This is a genomic window from Actinomadura sp. J1-007 (assembly GCF_009793335.1).
Lineage (GTDB): Bacteria > Actinomycetota > Actinomycetes > Streptosporangiales > Streptosporangiaceae > Spirillospora > Spirillospora yumaensis.
Window position 1 is genome coordinate 6,877,448 of the sequence record NZ_WING01000001.1, and the last position, 17,097, is coordinate 6,894,544.

17 protein-coding genes and 1 pseudogene are annotated in these 17,097 nt (G+C 75.6%); 9 read left to right on the forward strand and 9 right to left on the reverse strand.

Annotated elements, in window-relative coordinates; genetic code table 11:
* Positions 1 to 12: 12 nt before the first annotated feature.
* The 3 genes from GEV43_RS31235 to GEV43_RS31245 all read right to left on the reverse strand — a co-directional run bounded on the left by GEV43_RS31235 (position 13) and on the right by GEV43_RS31245 (position 2,805).
* Positions 13 to 996, reverse strand: coding sequence for a hypothetical protein (locus GEV43_RS31235; protein WP_309239935.1), 984 nt, complete (start codon positions 994 to 996; stop codon positions 13 to 15).
* A gap of 85 nt (positions 997 to 1,081) precedes the next feature.
* Positions 1,082 to 1,801, reverse strand: a complete 720-nt coding sequence (locus GEV43_RS31240; RefSeq protein ID WP_160823733.1) for a dienelactone hydrolase family protein — start codon at positions 1,799 to 1,801, stop codon at positions 1,082 to 1,084.
* 29 nt (positions 1,802 to 1,830) lie between these two features.
* Complete coding sequence (locus GEV43_RS31245; RefSeq protein ID WP_160823734.1) at positions 1,831 to 2,805, reverse strand: TAXI family TRAP transporter solute-binding subunit; 975 nt, start codon at positions 2,803 to 2,805, stop codon at positions 1,831 to 1,833.
* 214 nt (positions 2,806 to 3,019) lie between these two features.
* On the opposite strand from GEV43_RS31245, the gene GEV43_RS31250 reads away from it, so the two are divergent.
* Positions 3,020 to 3,814: an IclR family transcriptional regulator gene (locus GEV43_RS31250; protein WP_160823735.1), complete on the forward strand. Its 795-nt coding sequence runs from the start codon at positions 3,020 to 3,022 to the stop codon at positions 3,812 to 3,814.
* A gap of 58 nt (positions 3,815 to 3,872) precedes the next feature.
* Here the strand turns inward: GEV43_RS31250 and GEV43_RS31255 are convergent, their stop codons facing one another.
* On the reverse strand, positions 3,873 to 4,367 hold the full coding sequence (locus GEV43_RS31255) for a VOC family protein (RefSeq protein WP_160823736.1): 495 nt from the start codon (positions 4,365 to 4,367) through the stop codon (positions 3,873 to 3,875).
* Positions 4,368 to 4,510: 143 nt separating this feature from the next.
* On the opposite strand from GEV43_RS31255, the gene GEV43_RS31260 reads away from it, so the two are divergent.
* From GEV43_RS31260 to GEV43_RS56440, 3 genes and pseudogenes are all read left to right on the forward strand, one after another.
* Positions 4,511 to 5,341, forward strand: coding sequence for a fumarylacetoacetate hydrolase family protein (locus tag GEV43_RS31260; RefSeq protein WP_160823737.1), 831 nt, complete (start codon positions 4,511 to 4,513; stop codon positions 5,339 to 5,341).
* Positions 5,342 to 5,397: 56 nt separating this feature from the next.
* Positions 5,398 to 5,637: pseudogene (locus GEV43_RS53350) on the forward strand (class II aldolase/adducin family protein); the annotation flags it as partial.
* The gene (locus tag GEV43_RS56440; RefSeq protein WP_375539067.1) at positions 5,553 to 6,008 is read left to right on the forward strand and encodes a class II aldolase/adducin family protein; all 456 of its coding nucleotides are present in this window, start codon (positions 5,553 to 5,555) and stop codon (positions 6,006 to 6,008) included. The pseudogene GEV43_RS53350 and the gene GEV43_RS56440, both read left to right, overlap by 85 nt.
* 57 nt (positions 6,009 to 6,065) lie before the next feature.
* Here the strand turns inward: GEV43_RS56440 and GEV43_RS31270 are convergent, their stop codons facing one another.
* Complete coding sequence (locus tag GEV43_RS31270) at positions 6,066 to 6,389, reverse strand: hypothetical protein (RefSeq protein WP_206681344.1); 324 nt, start codon at positions 6,387 to 6,389, stop codon at positions 6,066 to 6,068.
* Positions 6,359 to 7,738, reverse strand: coding sequence for a hypothetical protein (locus tag GEV43_RS31275; RefSeq protein WP_160823739.1), 1,380 nt, complete (start codon positions 7,736 to 7,738; stop codon positions 6,359 to 6,361). Before GEV43_RS31275 ends, GEV43_RS31270 begins: the two co-directional genes overlap by 31 nt.
* Before the next feature lie 244 nt (positions 7,739 to 7,982).
* Between GEV43_RS31275 and GEV43_RS31280 the strand changes: the two genes are divergently transcribed.
* The 3 genes from GEV43_RS31280 to GEV43_RS31290 all read left to right on the forward strand — a co-directional run bounded on the left by GEV43_RS31280 (position 7,983) and on the right by GEV43_RS31290 (position 10,431).
* On the forward strand, positions 7,983 to 8,861 hold the full coding sequence (locus GEV43_RS31280) for an SAM-dependent methyltransferase (protein ID WP_160823740.1): 879 nt from the start codon (positions 7,983 to 7,985) through the stop codon (positions 8,859 to 8,861).
* A gap of 132 nt (positions 8,862 to 8,993) precedes the next feature.
* Positions 8,994 to 9,725 (forward strand): DUF4097 family beta strand repeat-containing protein, encoded by a 732-nt coding sequence (locus tag GEV43_RS31285; protein WP_160823741.1) that lies wholly within the window; start codon positions 8,994 to 8,996, stop codon positions 9,723 to 9,725.
* A 94-nt stretch (positions 9,726 to 9,819) separates the two neighbouring features.
* On the forward strand, positions 9,820 to 10,431 hold the full coding sequence (locus GEV43_RS31290) for a TetR/AcrR family transcriptional regulator (RefSeq protein WP_160823742.1): 612 nt from the start codon (positions 9,820 to 9,822) through the stop codon (positions 10,429 to 10,431).
* On the opposite strand, the gene GEV43_RS31295 is transcribed toward GEV43_RS31290, so the two are convergent.
* Positions 10,395 to 11,882 carry an MFS transporter gene (locus tag GEV43_RS31295; RefSeq protein ID WP_160823743.1) on the reverse strand — a complete coding sequence of 496 codons (1,488 nt, stop codon included), beginning with the start codon at positions 11,880 to 11,882 and terminating at the stop codon, positions 10,395 to 10,397. The two genes, GEV43_RS31290 and GEV43_RS31295, sit on opposite strands and share 37 nt — an antisense overlap.
* Before the next feature lie 128 nt (positions 11,883 to 12,010).
* The gene (locus GEV43_RS31300; protein WP_175250174.1) at positions 12,011 to 13,189 is read right to left on the reverse strand and encodes a glycosyltransferase family 4 protein; all 1,179 of its coding nucleotides are present in this window, start codon (positions 13,187 to 13,189) and stop codon (positions 12,011 to 12,013) included.
* Positions 13,190 to 13,323: 134 nt separating this feature from the next.
* On the opposite strand from GEV43_RS31300, the gene GEV43_RS31305 reads away from it, so the two are divergent.
* Entirely contained in the window at positions 13,324 to 15,417 is a 2,094-nt protein-coding gene (locus tag GEV43_RS31305) for a phosphatase PAP2 family protein (RefSeq protein WP_160823744.1), read from the forward strand.
* Positions 15,410 to 16,219: an SDR family NAD(P)-dependent oxidoreductase gene (locus tag GEV43_RS31310; protein WP_309239936.1), complete on the forward strand. Its 810-nt coding sequence runs from the start codon at positions 15,410 to 15,412 to the stop codon at positions 16,217 to 16,219. Before GEV43_RS31305 ends, GEV43_RS31310 begins: the two co-directional genes overlap by 8 nt.
* Here the strand turns inward: GEV43_RS31310 and hpnC are convergent.
* Positions 16,216 to 17,097: a squalene synthase HpnC gene (gene hpnC, locus GEV43_RS31315; RefSeq protein ID WP_160823745.1), complete on the reverse strand. Its 882-nt coding sequence runs from the start codon at positions 17,095 to 17,097 to the stop codon at positions 16,216 to 16,218. The two genes, GEV43_RS31310 and hpnC, sit on opposite strands and share 4 nt — an antisense overlap.

The window sequence follows — 17,097 nt, forward strand, 5'->3', positions numbered from 1 at the left end:
AGGGGTAAGGGGTCAGGCGGCGCGCAGGGCGGCGATCCGCCCCGGCTCGCAGGGGTCGGCGGTCCGGGCCGCCGCGGCGACCTGGGGCAGCTCGCGGTCCGACAGCAGCCGGATGTGCTCCGAACCGCCGGACACGAAGCTGGTGTGCGCGACGCCGAGCGGCACGCGGACGAAGTCGCCCGGCCCGAGCTCGACCACGCCGCGCTGGCTCACGAGCGTGCGGCGCCCGCTGACCTGGTACTGGATCTCGTCGGCGTCCAGCGTGCGGACGTAGGCTCGCCCGTCCGCCGAGCGCAGCCGGACGACGCCGAGGCGCAGGTGCGCCGAGCGGTACAGCCAGGTCGTCCCGGTGTCGCCGGACGCGCGCAGCACCCGCAGCCGGTCCCGCTCCGCGTGCACCTGGTCGAGCAGCAGCCGCTCGTCGATGGGGAAGACGGCGATGTCGTTGCCGGGCGCGCCCATGCACTGGGTCACGGCCTCCTTGGCGTCCGCGCCGGGCTCCCAGCCCTCGAACGGCGGGGACACCGGCTCCGACAGCCGCACCGCGTCCCGTTCCTCGGCGACGGGCGCGGGCGTGTAGAACAGCAGGTGGCTCTCCCGGCGCCCGTGGTTGTCGTGCGCGACGCCGCGCGGCAGCCGCGAGAACTCGCCGGGCCGGTGCTCGACCACGCCCAGCTCGGTCATCAGCGTCCGCTCGCCCGCGATCTGGTACGAGATCTCGTCCACGTCGGTGTTGCGGTGGTAGAACGGCTGCCGGTTGTCCATCGTCTGCCACTCGACGCGGATCCGGTCGTTCTCGTACACCCCGCGCGGCGGCGCGAACGGCCGCGCCGTGAACTCCTGCGAGAAGTGCACGACGGTCAGCGGGTCGTGCACGCGCCACAGCTTCATCGGGCCCTGCGGCGCGGCGGTCAGCAACCGCTCCTCGTCGCGCTCGACCGTGCGCAGCGGCGTGTCCGAGCCCATGAGGGCGACGGTCTCCTGGACGGTTCCCACGGTTCTCCTTGCTCTCTCGCGCGTTGCTGCGGCCGGACCTAGCCCGGCGGCCGGGCCCCGCCCGGCGGCCGGGCCCGGGGGCCGGTCAGGCCGGGCGGCCGGGCAGGCGGCGGTCGAGGAACGCGTGCGTGCGGGCCCAGGCGGTCTCGGCCGGCCCGGCGACGTACATGTTGGGGCGGGCGTCGCAGGCGAACGCATGCCCGGCGCCCTCGTACACGTGCTGCTCGAAGTCCACGCCCGCGTCCCGCAGCGCCGCGTCGATCGCCTCGACCTGCTCGGCGGGGATCGTCGGGTCCTGCGCGCCGACGTGCAGCAGCAGCGGCGCGTCGATCGACGCGGCCCGGTCCAGCACGGCGTGCGGCCCGGCCGCGATGCCGGGCCCGTAGAACACCACGGTCCCGGCGAGGCCCGGCAGGGCCGTCGCGGCGGTGAACGCGGCGCGCCCGCCGAAGCAGAAGCCGACGACGGCCGTACGGTCCGCGCCGATGCCCTCGGCCGCCGCGAGGTGGTCGAGGACGGCCCGCACGTCCGTGATGATCGCGTCCGCGCCGATCGCGCCGATCAGCGGCATCGCCTCGGCGTGCTGCTCGTACCCGAGCGTCCCGACGCCGTTGCGGTGGAACAGGTCCGGCGCGAGCGCGAGGTGGCCCCGCTCGGCGAGGCGGCGGGCGACGTCCTGGATGTGGTCGTTGACGCCGAACGCCTCCTGGAGCACGACGACCGCGCTCCCGTTCGGCTCGGCGGGCCGCGCGGCGTACACACGCATCGGCCCGTCGGCGGTGTCCACCGTGGTCCAGCCGGTCATCTCTCGGTTCTCCTTCGCTTCGGGGACGGTCATGCCTGGGGGAGCGCGCCGTAGTACTCGGCGGCGCCGGGGTGCAGCGGGACGGGGGACTCGCCCATCGTCACGGGGTCCAGCGGGTAGGTGACGGGGCTGCGCTCCGGCGGGAGGTGCCGGTACTGGCGTTCGATGACGTGCCGCGTCTCGCCGAGGACCCACGCGATCGCGTACGCCACGTCGTCCGGCAGGTCCGAGCGCGCCAGCACCAGGAAGTCGGAGAAGTCGAGCGTGCGGAACCGCGGGCACCCAGGGAAGTGGCCCTCCTCCACGACGGCGGCGGGCCAGGACAGGTCGTTCCACAGCCCGTCCAGCACATTCTCCTCCACTTCGAGGAAGTGCAGGTCACCGCCCCATTCCTGCCAGTGCGGGAGCATGACGGCCTCGTGCGCCACGGCGTTCGCGCGGCCCGCCTTCACATGCGCGAACGTCTCGAACGGCCGCTCGTCCTCGATGAACTCGCCGCCCCAGCCGGTCACGTCCACGCCGGAGCGGTCCAGGATCTCGTGGGCCGCCAGCCCGACGTGGTTCACCCCGTCGTGGACGGACGTCGCGAGCCTCAGGACCGGCTTGGCCTCCCGCAGCTCGGCGAACGTGGAGACGCCGAGCGACCGGTGCACGCCCACCACGAGCCGATCGCGCTGCGGGACGACGCCGAGCGCGCGCAGCTCGGGGAAGCCCTCGCCCTCGTACGCCCCGCGCCCGTCCAGCGCGGCGGCGGCGAACGCGGCGGGCGTGGTCAGCGCGATGTGCACCTCGCCGCGGCCGACGGCGCGCACCGAGTCGGAGAACCCGCGGCCGTTCCAGATCGCGACGCGGGTGTGCGGCCCGCAGCGGTCGGTCAGCTCCTGCGAGATCCAGCCGCAGACGCGGTGCAGGTTGGCGCCGCCCCAGTCGCCGCGCAGGTGCAGGGTGAGGGACCTGCCGATCCTCGGTTCCCGCGGGCGCGGGCCCGCCGGTGTGCTGGTCATGACGTCTCCCGATCGGTGTGTCCTAATTACGGGGACAAGCGTCCTGTGTTGTGAAACATTAGGCCGAGCGGAGCCCGCGACGCAAGCCTGACCAGGCCCTGCGTCCGCGACCTCGTGCTCGCCATCGTGCTCGCCCTCGTGCTCGTCCGGCGCGCCTTGCCCGATGTGCGCGGACGCCCCCGCCGCGACCTGTGCCCCATGTACGCTTTCCTGTATGGCAGGACGGGAATCGACACGGGCGAGCGGCTACCGGGAGCGCAACTCCACGGCCGACCGGGCACTGGACATCCTGCTGCTCTTCGACGACGACCGGCTGGTGCTGAGCGGCCAGGACGTCGCCGACCGGCTCGGCGTCGCCCGCTCCACCGCCTACCGCTACCTCCAGAGCCTCGCCTCGTCCGGCTTCATCGAGGAGCAGCGCCCGGCCGGCTACCGGCTCGGCCCGCGCGTGTTCGAGCTGGCCCGCCTCGCCCGCAAGGGGATCGGCCTCTCGGAGGTCTCCCGCCCGGTGATGCGCGAGCTGGTCGCCTCGGTCGGCGAGACGGCGCTGCTCACCCGCCGCGCCGGGACGGCCGTCGTCTGCCTCGAACGCGAGGAGGCCGACCACCCCGTCCGCCTGTCGTACGAGCGCGGGCACGTCCTGCCCGTCAACGCGGGCGCCGCCGCGCTCGTGCTGCTCGCCTGGGCGCCGGACGCGGAGGTGGACGGCATCGTGGAGAAGGCCGGCCTGCCGAGGTTCACCGGGCGGACGCTCACCGACGCGGCGGCCCTGCGCCGGCGGCTGGAGGTCATCCGCCAGGAGGGCATCGCCGTGTCGCGCGGCGAGCTGGACGACGACGTCCTCGGCCTCGCCGCGCCCATCCGCGGCGCCGACGGCGAGGTCGTCGCGGCCGTGAGCGTCGCCGCCCTGTCCCACCGCGTCCCCGACGAGCGCGTCCCCGAGGTGGCCCGCGCCGTCAGCGCCTCCGCCGAGCGGATCAGCGACCGGCTGAAGACCCTCGCCTCCTGACCGGCGCGGCGGGACTCGCCGCACCGCGCCGCACCGTGCCAGGAGGCGCGCCGCCGGGCTACTGGACGGGCTGGTAGGCCGGGCCGCCGTCGTCGAGCAGGCGCTCGGCCTCGGCGAGGATGTCCTCGGCCGGCTGGTCCAGGTTGAGGGACTTGCGGAACGGCTGCCGCACGTCGCGGTCGATGCGCAGGTAGACCTCGTTGCGGTTGCCCTCGGGGTCGAAGAAGTAGATCCCGAACGCGTTGCCGTGCGTGACCTCCTGCTGGACCTCGACGCCCTCCTCCCGGAACCGCCGGTGGTAGGCGATCACGTCGTCGAGCGTCTCGACCCGCCAGGAGATCTGATGCTGCTGCTTCGCGCCGCGCTCGGCGGTGCGGCCGGTCTGGATCACGAACTCGTGGTGCTCCTCCTCGGGGCGGGAGCTGAAGAACACGATGCCGTGGTCGGCGTCCTCGTCGGTGACGGTGAGCCCGATGACGCGCTCGTAGAAGTCCTTCATCAGGGGCAGGTCGAACACCCAGAGTCCGGTGTGCCCGAGTTCGGCGATGGCCATGCGGCCCCCTCCTTGTCCTGTTTTTCAGAACATAGATCCTGTTATGTGAGATGAGCGTAACCGATTGACCGGCGATCGCTCCAGTCCCTAGGCTGTATCGCCATACAGGATGGTTGATTCATTTTTCAGGACATGGAGGCCGGATGCGGTTCATCGCCTACCGGGACGACGACGGCGCCGAGGCGTTCGGCCGGGTCGAGGGCTCGCGCGCGCACCGGCTGCGCGGCGTGGCCGGGATCGACCGCGCCACCTCGCTCGCCGGCCTGCTGGACGCCCCGGCGGACACCGCCGGGACCGAGCTGGACGAGCTGACCCCGCTGCCCGTCGTGACCCGTCCCGGCAAGATCTTCTGTGTCGGCCTCAACTACCGGTCGCACGTGGACGAGACGGGACGCGACCTGCCGGAGTACCCGGTGCTGTTCACCAAGTTCGCCTCCAGCCTGGTCGGGCACGGCGCCGACATCGCGCTGCCGCCCGAGTCGGCCCAGGTGGACTACGAGGCCGAGCTCGCCGTCGTGATCGGCAGGCGGGGCCGCAGGATCGCGCGCGCCGACGCGTACGACCACGTCCTCGGCTATACGATCTGCAACGACGTGACCATGCGCGACTACCAGTACAAGACGCACCAGTGGGTGCAGGGCAAGGCGTGGGACGGCTCGACGCCGCTCGGCCCGGTCCTCGTCACGCCCGACGAGCTGGACCCGTCCAAGCTCGCCATCGCCCTGCGGCTGAACGGCGAGGAGATGCAGGCGTCCAGCACCGACCGGCTGATCTTCGACGTGCCGGAGCTGATCGCGGTGATCTCCGAGTTCACCGTGCTGGAGCCGGGGGACGTGATCCTCACCGGCACGCCCGGCGGCGTCGGCTACCGGCGCGACCCGCAGGTGTTCCTGTCCGACGGCGACGTGGTCGAGGTCGAGATCGAGGGCATCGGGACGCTGCGCAACACCGTGCGCGCCGAGGCGGCCGCGTGAGCCGGGACGACGCCGTCCGCGCGAGCCGCGCCCTGGCCGCCGCCGGGCAGGGCGACATGGTGTGGGGCCACGTCGCGGTCCGCGACCCCGGCGGCCGGGGCATCTGGATCAAGGCGCCGGGCTGGGGCCTGGAGGAGGTCGAGCCGGGCGACGTGCAGCTCGTGTCGTTCGACGCCGAGGTGGTCGAGGGCGACGGGACGCCGCACAAGGAGTGCCACATCCACCTGGAGATCCTGCGGGCCCGCCCCGAGCTGAACTGCTCGGTGCACACCCACGCCCGGTCCGCCGTCGCGTTCGCCGCGCTGGACGTCCCGCTGCTCCCGGTCTCCCACGAGGCGACGATCTTCGGCGGCGCGGACGCGCCGCGCTTCACCACCACCGGCGGCCTGGTCTGCACCCCGCGCTCGGCCGCGACCTCGCCGCCTGCCTGGGCGACGCGCCCGCCGCGCTCATGCCCAAGCACGGGCTCGTCGCGGCGGGCGAGACCGTCCCCGAGGCCGTCATGCACGCCGTCCTGCTCGACCGGGCGTGCGAGGTCCAGCTCGCGGCCATGGCGGCGGGCCCGATCCGCACGTACTCCGACGCGGACGAGGCCGCGGCCAAGCGCGCCCAGTGCTGGCCCCGTTCGCAGCTCGAAGCCGGATGGGAGTACCTCACCCGCAAGTGACCGTTCCGCCCGGTCCGCCCGCCCGCCGTGCGCGCGGGCGGACGGGGCGATGGGCCGTCACCGGCCGTCGAGGGCGGCTTCCAGCAGGGCGATGAAACCGGCGGTCGCCGGGGCGGGGACGGCCGACCCGGCCAGCATCCGGTCGAGCCACTCGCGGCTGAGCAGCCCGGTCCCGGCGACGGGCTCCAGCAGGTACGGCTCGGCGCGCCAGTGCTCGACCAGCGAACGGGTCAGCGCGCTGGTCACCGAGACGGCCTCGCCCCGCTTGGAGATCCGCTGCCGGGTCTTGGTCCACACCTTGCCGCCCTGCGCGCGGGCCGTGCGCGCCGCCGTGACGGGACGCGGCGCGGTCAGCGCGGACGGCCGCACGCCCGTGTCCATCGGCAGCGCCGCCAGCTCGGGGTCCAGCGCCGCGACGAGCCGCGCGTTGAACCGCGAGCCGCGCTTGGCGTCCGGCGGCAGCGCCTCGGCGAGCGCCACGAACCGCGGGTGCAGCAGCGGGTTGACGCCCGCGTGCTCGGTGCAGGACGCGGTGAGCGATGCCCGATGACGCGGTGGTAGCGCTGCCGGTAGTAGTACGCGTCGGTGGCCGACAGCCAGTCGCCGCCGAACCCCGCGAACACGTGCTGGAGCCGGTCCAGGGCGGTCGCCTCCGACTCGCGGGCGAACTCGGCGTCCAGGCACCCCGCCGCGACGGGGTCCAGGCTGAAGATCCGCCACCGGGCGAGCCGTTCGACCGCCTTGCGCTCGACCGCCGGGCGCCGCCGCTGCATCGGGTAGTACATGCCGCGCGACAGCTCCCCGCCGAGCCCGCTGATCCGCGGCGCGTCGCTCGTCCGGCCCTCGACCCATTCGAGCATGCCGAGGTGCAGCGGGCTGAGGACCTGCTCGCGGCTCAGCGCCGTGCCGACGACGAGGCGGTGCGTCTCGGCCGGGCCGAGCCGTCCGAGCTCGGCGAGGTCGATGACGTCGCGGCGCATCCCGTACCGGCGGGCGAGCGCGGCCGCGACCCGGCCGTCGCCGCTGTCGGGCGCCTCCAGGGTGAGGGCGCCGAGCCCGGCGCGCCGCGACGGCGGGACCGCCGCCAGCAGCAGCCGCGAGTCGAGCCCGCCGGAGAGCTGGAAGACCGCGTCGGGGAACAGATCGAGGCACCGCTCCATGGCCTCGCGCAGAATCCCGGCCATTTCCCGTACGGCCTCATCGGCGGACGGAACGCGTTCGGCGCGGAAGTCGCCCGGCGGTATCTCGTTCTCCACGAGACGTCCTTCGGACAGCGTCCAGGAGTGGCCGGGGCGCAGCTTCTTCACCCCGCGGAACGCGGTGTCCTGGTCGAGGAAATGGCCGACGAGCCGGTAGACGCCGAGCGCCTCGCGGTCCAGCCCGCGCCCGGCCAGCCGGGCGAGCTCCCGCGCGGACGTGCCCGCCGCCGCCCAGCCGTCGCCCTGCACCCCGTACAGGTGCCGCAGCCCGAGCCAATCGGCGGCCACGGTGACCGCGCCGTCCGCCGCGGCCGCGGCGCCGAACGGCGCGGACAGCTCCGCGAGCCCCTTGCCGGTCAGCACCCGTTCCCGCAGGTCGAGCGCGTCCGGCTCGCGGCAGGCGTGGTCGTGCGGCCGCAGCACGAGCGCGGCCGTGCCGTCCGCGCCGAGGTCCGTGGCGGGGGCGGCGGGAACGGGCGCGGAACGGCCGGGCGCGGTCGTGACGGCGAGCAGGCGCGGCAGGGTCCGCATGCCACCTCCGTGGGTCGGGGCGGGGACGTGGAAAGGCAACGGGGAGTCGCAGCCTACTTGGCCGGAGAATCGCCGTCGTGAAACGCGGCCCGCCGCGCGGTGGCCACGTCCGGACGCCCTTTCCGGCGCGTCCGGTTCCGGTTCCGTAAAGGCATTGACCAATGGCGGCGGGCGCCGGAGGAAATGGGAAACAGGCGCGCGTTCGCAACGGGGACGGGACGTCACTCTGTGCGACCCTTGCCCTATGGGTGGTCAGGGGGACAGGGCGGCGGAGGCCGGGGCGCAGGTCGGGTGGACGGCCGTGGCCGTGGCCGCGGCGCGGGCGGCGGAGGCCGAGCGGGGCGCGCCGTGGTTCGTCGATCCGTACGCGGCGCACTTCGTTGCGGCGTGGTCGCGGGCGCACGGGCCGCGTCCGGAGGAGGCGGCCGGCGGGCGGGGCGCCGAGGAGCGGTGGCGGACGTGGGTGACCTCCTACGTCCAGATCCGCACGAGGTTCTACGACGAGTTCCTGGTGCGGTCCGGGGCCCGTCAGGTGGTGCTGCTCGCGGCGGGCCTCGACACCCGGGCGTTCCGGATGGCGTGGCCGGACGGGACGCACCTGTTCGAGGTGGACGTGCCGTCGGTGCTGGCGTTCAAGGAGGCGGTGCTGGCCGAGCGGGACGCCCTGCCGCGCTGCGCGCGGGCCGTCCTCGGCCTGGACCTGCGGGACGACTGGCCGTCGGCGCTGCGCGGCGCGGGCCACGTGCCCGACCGGCCGACCGCGTGGCTGGCCGAGGGCCTGCACCCCTACCTCACGCCCGACGCGTACCGGGCGCTGGTCCGCGAGGTCGGCCGGCTGAGCGGGCCGGGCAGCGTCCTCGGGCTGGACCTGCACAGCCGGAGCCGCCGCGAGGCGATGCGGCGGGCGCTGGCGTCCGCGGGCGGGGACGACGCGGTCGGCCCGCTCTGGCACGCGCACGGCGAGAACGAGCCCGCCGCCGTGCTCGCCGAGCACGGCTGGCCGCCCGAGGCGCACTCCCCGGCCGAGCGGTCCCGCGCGTACGGCCGTCCGCTCCCGCCCCCGATCGAGGCGGCGGTCGAGGCCGCGGGCTTCCCCAGGCTGGTGACCGCCTCGGTCGCGTGACGGTACTGCGACCCGCGATGAAGGCCGTTGTGGCTCCGCAGCGTGACGAACCTCCCGCCTGGATTACCTAACGTGGTCGGGTACGGCCGGTACGGGGCGGTCCCGACCGGAACGACCTGCGAAGGAGCGTCCATGCGGCAGCGGGCCCACGTCATCGCGGCGGCGACGGCGAGCGTGATCGGCGCGACCGCGGTCGCCGCCTGCGACGGCGGCCCCCGGTCCACGTTCGAGGACGACGCGACCGTGACCCAGAAGATCACCTCGGTACGGCTCGACGGCCGGTCCGGCGGCGTCACCCTGCGGGGCGAGAAGGGCCGCGCCGAGGTGGACCTGCACCGCACCGTCCGCTACCGCGGCGACCGCCCGAAGGGCCAAACGCACCGCGTCGAGGACGGCGTGCTGGTGCTGCGCGGCTGCGGCGACGACTGCTCCGTGGACTACACCGTCCGCCTCCCCGCCGGGCTCCCCGTCTCGGGCCGGACGACGTCGGGCGGGATCCGGCTGTCGGACGTGGGCGAGGTGTCGGTCCGCACGACGAGCGGGTCGATCAGCTTGAACGGCGTCGCCGGACCCGTCAAGGCCCATACCACCAACGGGGAGGTCAAGGGGCGCGGGCTCCGGGGCGGGCGGGTGCAGGCGGAGACGTCCAACGGCACGATCGACCTCGTCCCGGCCACCGCGATGGACGTACGGGCGAAGACGTCCAACGGCGGCATCGTCCTCGCGGTGCCGCCCGGCCGCTACCGGGTGTCGGCGAAGACCGACAACGGCGACCGGGAGATCGGCGTCGCCGACGACCCGGCCGGCGACCACACGCTCGACCTCACCACCGGCAACGGCGAGATCACGGTCAAGAAGTCCTGACCCGCGCGGCGCCGCGCCGCCCGGGGCGGGCCGCGCGCCGCACCGGCGCCCCCGGTGTCGGGGCCGGGACCGTCCCGTTCTCTACAATGGGCCCATGACCAGCACCGATGACGGTACGGAGCGGATCATCGCGGTCGCCACCGAGCTGTTCGCCGAGCTCGGGTTCGACGGGACGTCCCTCCGCATGATCGCCGACGCGGCCGGGGTGGGCGTCGCGTCGGTGACCGACCTCGTCGGCGGCAAGACCGACCTGTACCGGGCCGTGATGATGCGGGCGCACGAGGCCGAGCGGGCCGCGCTCGCCGACGCGACCGTGGCGTTCACCCCGACCCGGCAGGGCATGGCGGGCGTCGTGGACGCCTATTTCGACTTCTACGCGGGCAACCCGCGGATGGTGTCGCTGTGGCTGCACCGCCGGATGGGCGACGCGGCCGACATCGCCGAGCTGGAGGAGCTGTACGTCCGGCCGCCGTTCGCGCGGCTCGCGGGCGCGCTGCGCGGGGCGGCGCCGGAGGACATCGACATCGACTACGCCCTGTGGACGATCCCGTGGCTGATCTCGGGGTTCCTCAGCAGCGGCATCATGCACAGCGACCCCGACGCGCACGGCCACGGCGAGGGGATGCACCTCACCCCGCAGGACCTGGCGGACTTCCGCCGCTACCTGCATCAGGTCGTCGAGCTGCTGCTCCCGCTGCCCGCCTGACCCGGCCCGCCCGGCCCGCCGGGCCCGCCGGGCCCGCTCTCCCGGCCGTCCGCGCCCGGTCCGGCGCCGGGGCCGGGGCCAGGCTCGGAGGGCTCGGAGGGCTCGGCGTCGGGGCCGTGGTCCACGTCCGCCTCCGCCCCGCCGTCCGCCTCGGCGCTCACCTCGGGGACGGGGGAGTGGATCAGGAACGTCCCGGCGATGACGATGAGCCCGGAGACGGCCAGCACCGTCTGCGTGGGCTCCAGCGAGCCGAGCGCGCCGAGGTCGATGGTGCCGAGCAGGTCGGCCGCGAGGCCGGAGGCGAGCGCCGCGAGCGCCAGCCCGAACCGCAGGACGGCGTGGAACGCGGTCAGCGCCACGTTCCGCCGCGTCCCGGTCAGGCTGCGCTGCATGTAGGTGATGCCGCCGACCAGCGCCCCGGTGGCCGCCGCGCCGAACAGCACCGCGCCGACGAACGCCCACGCCTTCGACGCGACCAGGCCCATCGTCGTGATCACCACGCCCTGGAGCGCGGCGGCGGTGCGCACCTGCGGGATCAGGTTGCCGGTCCGGCGGCGGCTCAGGATCGTCAGGCCGACCGCCGCGCCGACGCCGAACAGCGCCACCAGCAGCCCGAACCCCCACGGCCCCGCGCCGAGCACGTTCCGGACGAAGATCACGCCCAGCGAGAACAGCGCGCCGAGCCCGAGCGCGACCACCGCCACGCCGGGGACGACGGCGCGCACGGCCGGGAGGCGCAGCGCCTGGAAGAACCCGTCGCCGGACTTCCCGGCGGGCCCCTCCGCCGTCCGGTCGGCCTCCCGGGACGAGCGGCTCGGGCCGAGGTCGGGCAGCGTGCGGATCGCGAAGTAGGAGATCAGGTAGGTCGCCGCGTCCAGCCAGAAGACCACCAGGTACGGCCAGAGCCCGGTCAGCCCGAGCGACCTGGTGGACCACAGGATGAGCGCGAACACCCCCGCGCCCGCCGGGATCATGCCGAACGAGGTGCCCATCGTGACGCCGTTCGCGACCTCCAGCGTCCCCGTGCGCGGGCCGTCCTCGCCCTCCTCGCCCTCCTCGCCCTCCTCGATGAGGACGGGGATCGCCGCGTCCCGGGCCGGCAGGAACGCCAGCCCGACCACCTCGATCATGAACGCCCAGAAGTAGACCCACCCGAGCCAGGGGATGATCGGCAGCGCGAGGGCCATCCCGGTCCGGATCACGTCGGAGGCCATCATCACCTGGCGGCGCGGCCAGCGGGACACGACCCGGGTCGCGAACGGGGCGCCCACAGCGGACGGCAGCAGCCGCAGCACCAGCACGCCGCCGACGGCGGTGGTCGAGCCGCTCAGCTCCAGCACCAGGTACATCAGGGCGAGCGTGCCCGTCCAGTCGCCCAGCGACGACACCGCCTGCCCGAAGATCAGGGTGCGGAACGCGCGTCGCTTCAGCAGCGGCGTGGCGGCGGGCACGGGCGCTCAGCGCCTTCCGCCCGGACGGCCGGACGGCGGCGCGCCGCCCCGCCGCGCCCCGGGCGCGCCGCGTTCGGATGATCTCATCGACTTCCCCCGGAATGCCTGGTACCCCGAAACGCGCCCGTTCAGCCCCAAGGTTCGATCATGGGGTCAGGGGCGGGCTCGCCGCGCAGCAGGGCGGCGAGCCGTTCGGCGGCGCGGTCCCAGGTCCAGGTGTCCAGCACCCACCGCCGCCCGGCCGCGCCCATCGCCCGCGCCCGGACGGGGTCGGCCAGCAGCTCCAGCAGCGCCGACGCGATGGCGTCCGGCCGCGAGGCGTCGACGAGCAGGCCGGTCCGGCGGTCGAGCAGCGACTCGGCGCTGCCCCCCGAGCGGCCGACGACGACCGGCAGCCCGCTCGCGGACGCTTCGAGGGTGGTCAGGCCGAGGCCCTCGGTCTGGAGCCCGCGCCGGTCGTCGCGGCACGGCAGGACGAACACGTCGGCGGCGGCGTAGCAGCCGGGCAGGTCGGCGGCCGGGACCGGCCCGGCGATCCGCACCGAGCCGGGGAACTCCCGCGCGGCGGCCTCGGCGAGCGGGCCCCGCATGGGGCCGTCGCCGACGATCAGCAGCCGGGCGTCCGGCCGCGCCGCCAGCACGTCGGCCCAGGCGCGCAGCAGCAGGTCGTGGCCCTTGCGGCGGACGAGCCGCGCGACGCTGACCACGACCGGGCCGCCGCCGAGCCCGTACCGGCGGCGCGCCGGCTCCCCGGAGACGTGCGGGGCGAACCGCTCGGCGTCCACGCCCCCGGCGAGGGTCGCCAGCCGGGTCCCGCGGCCGACCGCCGCGCCGAGCTCCGCGCGGGTCGTCCGGTTGAGGCAGGTCAGCGTGTCGACCCGGCCCGCGACGGCGCGCATGGCGAGGCGGGTCGGCAGCGCCCGCGCCCAGCCGAGCTCCTGCCCGTGCGACGAGGCGACGAGCCGTCCCACCCCGGCCGCCCGCACGAGCGGCGCGTACAGGCCGAACGGCGCCGCCGCCGTGATCCAGCCCGCCGTCAGGGCGTGCTCGCGCACCAGCCGCCGCAGCCCCCGGAACAGCAGGTAGCCGTGCCGCCGCACCGTCGGGAACGGCAGCCCGGCGTCGAACGCCGCGTCGCCGGGCCAGCAGGGCGCCACGACGAGCAGCCGGTCGGCGGGCAGCCGCCGCACCAGCTCCCAGGTGAACGTCTGCACGCCGCCGTCCTCGGGCGGGAAGTGCCCGGTGACGACGAGCGTGCGCGGGATGAGCCGCGCGGTGCCGCGGGCGCCGGTGAGCGTGCCGTCCATGATCAACCGCTATCCCGCCGCGGGCCGTCCGACACCTGCGGGGGGCCGCCGGTCCGTTCGGCGTTAGGGAACGGGCGGTTATGGAAAAGATCCAGTTCAGGGTGCCGAGCGGGGAGCGAGTGGGGGAGGACGCAATGGTCGCGGATGTCTCCGTGTCGTCGGCCGCCTCGCGCCCCGGCGAGGAGGCGCCGCGGCTGTCGGTCAAGCGCGAGCTCCTCATCGGCCTCGCGGTGTTCGCGGTGTACGGGCTGGTCGAGTCCGTGCCCGTGGAGAACCGCCGGGCCGTCGCCGACGCGCACGGCCTCGCCCTGCACGCGCTGGAGAGCGACCTGCGCATCGCCGTCGCCCGCCCGCTGAACGAGTGGCTGTCGGGCCACCCCTCGCTGTGCAAGGCGGCGAACTACGAGTACGCCGTCACCTACGTCGTCAGCGCCGCGATCCTGCTGGTCTGGCTGTTCCGGAACCGCCCGGAGCGGTACCCGGTCGCGCGCAACTCGTTCGCCCTCATCAACCTCCTCGCGGTCGCCACCTTCGCGCTCTACCCCGTCGCCCCGCCCCGCCTGCTCCCCGACCTCGGCTTCGTCGACACCGTCAAGCTCGGGCACACCTGGGGCTCGTGGGGCTCCCCGCTGGTCGACAACGCCAACCAGCTCGCCGCGATGCCGTCGCTGCACGTCGCCTGGGCGCTGTGGGTGAGCGTCGAGCTCGCCCGGCTGTCGGCGCGCCGCTCGGTCCAGGCGGTCAGCCTCGTGCACGTCCTGCTGACCATCGTGGTGATCCTCGCGACCGCCAACCACTTCCTGCTGGACGCCGCGGGCGCGGCCGTCCTGGTCTGGCTCTGCGTCTACCTCGCCGAACGGTTCGGCGGCGTGCCCCGCGAGCGGCGGGTGCGGCCCGCCGACGCGTTCTTCCTGGCCGTGGAGTCGCGGCGGGCGCCCCAGCACGTCGGCGGCCTGATCGTGCTGGGCGCCCCGGACGGCTCGGTCACCCGCGAACGGCTCGTCGCGCTCGTCCGCGACCGGCTGGAGGGGCTGCCGAGGTTCCGCCAGCGGCTCGCGCCGCGCGGCCGGTGGCGGCGGCCCGCCTGGTCCGAGCAGGCCGCCATCGACTGGGACTGGCACGTCCCGGTGCGCGACCTGCCCGCGCCCGGCGGCAGGGCCGCGCTCGACCGGCTGGTCGCCGAGCTCCAGTCCGAGCCGCTGCCCCGCGACCGGCCGCTGTGGCGGCTCGTCCTCGTGCGCGGGTACGAGCCGGACCGCACGGCCGTGGTGTTCCTGATGCACCACGTCGTCGCGGACGGCATCGGCGTGATCTCCCACGCGCTGCGGCTGATGGACGACCCGCCGGACCGGCCCGGCGCGGGCGGCGGCCGGGGCCGCGGCCCGTCGCCGCTCGCGGGGCTCGGCGCGCTGCTCCGGGGCGGCGGGACCCGCGCCGGACCGGGGCCGTTCCGCCGCGCCGCGGGAACGGCGGCCGGCCTGTTCCAGCTCGCCACCGAGAGCCGCCAGGGCGCGCGGCTGCCCGACGCGGCGACGCCGGAGCGCACGTTCGGCACGTTCGGGCTGCCGCTCAGCGCGGTCAGGGACGTCGCGCGGCGTCGGGGCGCCCGGGTCACCGACGTGATGCTCTGCGCCGTCGCGGGCGGCCTGTCGCGCGTCTGCGCCGCGCGCGGCGCGGGGGCCGACGCCGCCTCGCCGCGCGACGGCGCGCCCGGCCGCCTGCGCGTCACGGTGCCGCTGATGATGCGCACGCCCGACACCGCGCCGGAGGGCAACTACACGGCCGCGGTGATGGTGGACGTCCCGATCGGCGCGATGCCCGAGGACGAACGGCTCGCGCTGATCGCCCGCAGGACCGGCCGCCTGCACAGCGGCACCCGCGCGCTCGCGTCGTGGTTCGTGATGAGCCGGGTCGCGGCGCTCGTCCCGCCTCCGCTGCACGGGGCGTTCGCCCGGACCGTCTACGGCGGGCGCACGTTCCAGGCCATCGTGTCGAACCTGCCGGGCCCCGACGCCGACCTGCGGCTCGCCGGGGCGCCCGTGCTGGCCGTCCACCCGATCCTGCCGACCGCGCCCGGCGCGCCGCTCGCCGTCGGCGCGATCGGGCGCCACGGGCGCCTGGACTTCGGCGTCAGCGCCGAACCGGCCCTGGTCGAGGACGCCGCGAAGCTGTGCGGCGCGATGCGCGACGTCATCGCCGAACTCGACCCCGCCACCGACCGTGGCTGAACCCGCGGGCCCCGGCGGGCGGGCCGGAGCGGGCGAGCGGGTCGCCCTGGTGACGGGCGCCTCGTCCGGCCTCGGCCGGGCGACCGCGGTGGCGCTCGCGCGCGCCGGGTACCGGCTCGTCCTGCACGGCCGCGACCGCGAGCGCCTCACCACGCCGCCCGCGCTCGCCGAGGCCACCGCCGTCACCGGCGACCTCGCCGTGCCCGCCGACGTGGAACGCCTCGCCGCGACCGCGCTGAGCGCCCACGGCCGGGTCGACCTGCTCGTCAGCAACGCGGGCGTCGGCTGGTCGGGCCCGCTGGAGGCGATGGACGGCGACCGCGCCGCGGCGATGCTGGCGGTCAACCTGGCCGCGCCCATCGCGCTCACCCGCGCGCTGCTGCCGCACATGCTCGACAGGGGCACGGGCCGCCTGGCGTACGTCACGTCGATCGCGGGACGGCTCGGCGTGGCGGGCGAGGCCGTCTACGCCGCGACGAAGGGCGGCCTGGACGCGTTCGCCGAGAGCCTGCGCCTCGAACTGCGCGGGACGGGCGTCGCGGTCACCGTGCTCGTCCCCGGCGTGGTGGACACCCCGTTCTTCGAACGCAGGGGCGCCCCGTACGACCGGAGCCGCCCCCGCCCGCTCCCGGCCGGACGGGTCGCCGCGGCGCTCGTCCGCGGCGTCGCGGGGGGCGCGGACGAGGTCCACGCCCCCGCTGGCTGCGGCTGCCCGTCGCCGTCCGCGGCGCCGCCCCCGGCCCCTACCGCCGCCTGGCGGGCCGGTTCGGCGACCGCGTCCGTTGAACGGACCCGGCCCTAGCCGCGCGCGTTCGCCGGCGAGGTTCTCGCGAGGACGCGCAGCCATTCGGTGAGCAGGCGCGCGGGTCGCGGGCGCGGGCGCGCGCCGAGGACGTCGTAGGCGTCGCGGACGATCGCGGCGTACGTGGCGCGCCCGCCGCCGACGAAACCGCTCACCGCGAGCCGCGCCCACGGGCCGAGGCCGTCCACGACCGGCTCGCCCTCGGCGATCATGCGGCGGGCCCGGCCCGCCTCCAGGGCGATCACGCCGCGCAGCCGCGTCGGCGCCGAACGGGCCGCGAGGTCGCCGTCCTCGCAGCCGAAGCGCCGCAGGTCGTCCGCCGGGAGGTAGACGCGCCCGCGCGCGTGGTCCTCCCCGGCGTCCTGGCAGTGCTCGAGGATCTGCAAGGCCGAGCAGACCCGGTCCGACAGGGCGAGCCGGGCGGGCGTCGCCGCGCCGAAGACGTACAGCACGATGTGCCCGACCGGGTCGGCCGACAGCGCGCAGTAGGCCATCAGCTCGTCGAACGTGCCGTACCGCGCGACCTCCTGGTCCTGGCGGTTCGCCTGGACGAGCGCGCGGAACGGCCCGTCCGGGACGCCCCGGTCCCGGACCGTCTCCGCGAGCCGCCGCATGACCGGCAGCCGCGCCCGCCCGCCCGCGTACACGCGGTCGAGGTCGCGCTCGACCTCGTCCAGCAGCGCGGGCCGCTCGCCGGGCGGGGCCTCGTCGCCGATGTCGTCGACCATCCGCGCGAAGCCGTACACGGCCAGCAGGTGGCCGCGGTACCGGGACGGCAGCAGCCGCGAGGCGACGGGGAAGTTCTCCTTCGCCGCCGCGGCCTCCAGCGTCCGCGGGTCGTGCTCGTGCTCCCGCAGCGGGACCGCCTGGGCGGCCAT